The organism is Actinoplanes sp. ATCC 53533, assembly GCF_003947245.1.
This window is the reverse complement of the sequence record NZ_QHHV01000510.1, coordinates 1-1,890: the sequence shown is the minus strand read 5'-3', so window position 1 is coordinate 1,890 and position 1,890 is coordinate 1. Positions and strand designations below refer to the sequence as shown.

2 protein-coding genes and 1 pseudogene are annotated in these 1,890 nt (G+C 66.6%); 1 reads left to right on the top strand and 2 read right to left on the bottom strand.

Features of this window, described 5'->3' with window-relative positions; translation table 11 throughout:
* Together DMB66_RS59665 and DMB66_RS59660 are read right to left on the bottom strand one after the other, a co-directional pair.
* Nucleotides 1-194: transposase family protein (locus DMB66_RS59665; RefSeq protein ID WP_370321574.1), on the bottom strand; the 194-nt coding region annotated here is incomplete at its 3' end.
* A 591-nt stretch (nt 195-785) separates the two neighbouring features.
* Nucleotides 786-1,031 (bottom strand): hypothetical protein, encoded by a 246-nt coding sequence (locus DMB66_RS59660; RefSeq protein WP_125812681.1) that lies wholly within the window; start codon nt 1,029-1,031, stop codon nt 786-788.
* Between the two features lie 276 nt (nt 1,032-1,307).
* Here DMB66_RS59660 and DMB66_RS59655 point away from each other — a divergent pair.
* Nucleotides 1,308-1,890: pseudogene (locus DMB66_RS59655) on the top strand (site-specific integrase); the annotation flags it as partial.

The window sequence follows — 1,890 nt, the reverse complement described above, 5'->3', positions numbered from 1 at the left end:
CGCCACATCGTGGTCGTGGCCGGCATACCCCGAACGAACCCGAGCCGGGCTCGGGCGATGTCGTCCAGATCGTGCAGCCAGTCCGCGATCGCGGCCACCGACGTAGCCCCGGCCAGCACCGCGCACACCGCGACCGCCAAGAGCCCGGCGAGCGGGTAACGCAGCCCACGCGGGCTGCGCGGATCCGGCACCACTGCCAACGCTCGCAGCAAACCGGCCTGTTCACCCTCGGTTACCGGGCGGACTGGCGTGTCGGAGGGGGTAGCAACTGCGGACAGTACCGGTATCGGGCATGCTGACATCGCGGGTGAGGTCCTCGAAGTGTCTGGAAGCGTGAGAACTCCCATGATCACCTAGGCGATCTCACCCGCCCCGGGCACCTCCACAGAGGTCAAACACCCCACGTCATCCCAGCTCAAGCCTGCAACCGCCGAACACGCAATGGCCCTGGGCCGATTCCCGCCAAGTGCCTCGCAATATGCGACCGACGTACACCTCGGGCTGATCGAACGCACTTATATCGGCAGATCCGTAAACGTGATCATGCTGCTGCCCGCTTGGCTCGGTTACATATGGTGACGAAGGTCGTCGACGCGGCGTCAGGCGGTCGGGGGAGCAGTGCTGTAGGAGAGCCGTCGCTTCGATCCTCACCTGCCGCTGTACTTCCCGAGGTGGTGTTCATCGGGCAGTAGATGCCGGGACGGGCAGCGCATCCTGCGCGGTGGTGGGCAGGTCCGCCGCGACGTTCATGTGGCTGCAACCCCCGCGGTCGGCATCCGGGCCGTCTATACCGCGGGATCCATCGGATTCCGCGCGGCGCTGTCGACCAGGACGCGCTCGCCCTTGCGGAGCGAGTCGTCGAGCTCGGTGAACCTGCGATCGCTTACGTATTGCGCACGGAATTCGCTGGGAACCCGCCAGCCGGCGGCGGTCAGGTGGACACCGAGCGGCGCGGCGGCCGTGCCGTCATCTGGGTCTTCCCGCAGCACTGCGGTCAGAAAGTCATCGAGGCCCGCCTCGTCCCCGGCCACGTCGCTGATCGAGGACCTGGCGCGCAGCGTAGGCGGTCACGCAACTTCATGATCACCCGTACACCGTTCAAGTTCCTGGTTTCGTGATTTCTGAAGTCTCCGAAGCCGGGAACCGCAGTCGTGTCGGCGGTCGTCGAGCCTAGCTGTGTTTGAGGTCGGGATCTCGGTGAACGGCTGTAGTGCCTCCCGCAAGCTGTAGCCAGGCACACCCTCATCAATCCCGAGACATTTGGAGGGGTCATGGCTTGGGCAGAACCACACCATGAGCGCTACCGGGTGCTGCGGTACCGGCATGCGGGTCGGCTGATGACCGACGGCACTTACGACACGGCGGAAGCCGCGCAAGCCCGCGTCCAGCGGCTCGATCATCTCAACCGGGCGATGAAGCTCCGGATCGGCGCGCCGCCGCCAACTCTCACCGAATGGACGGCCACCTGGCTGCCCGTGCACCTGGCCGGTGCGGCCACCCTCGCGAAATACGAGTCGATGTTGCGCTGCCACATCCTGCCCGTGTTCGGCAGTCATCGCCTCGATGCGATCACCCGCATCGAGGTGAAGGCGTTCGCCCGCTCCCTGTCCGGCCGGCTGGCGCCGGTCACCGTGCGCAGCGTCATTACCGTGCTGGGCCTCGTGCTGCGGGAGGCCATCGACGAGCACTACCTGTTGTTTGACCCGACCGCGCGTCTGCGGCTGCGAGATGGGCCCGATGAGCCCCGTCCGACTGCCACCCCGGATCAAGTCCGGTGCTTGGCCGCCCGGATGCCGAACCTCCATGCCCACGCCCTGGTGATCACCGCTGCCTACACCGGCATGCGCTTCGGTGAACTCGCCGGGCTCAGCCGCGCCAACGTCCACCTCG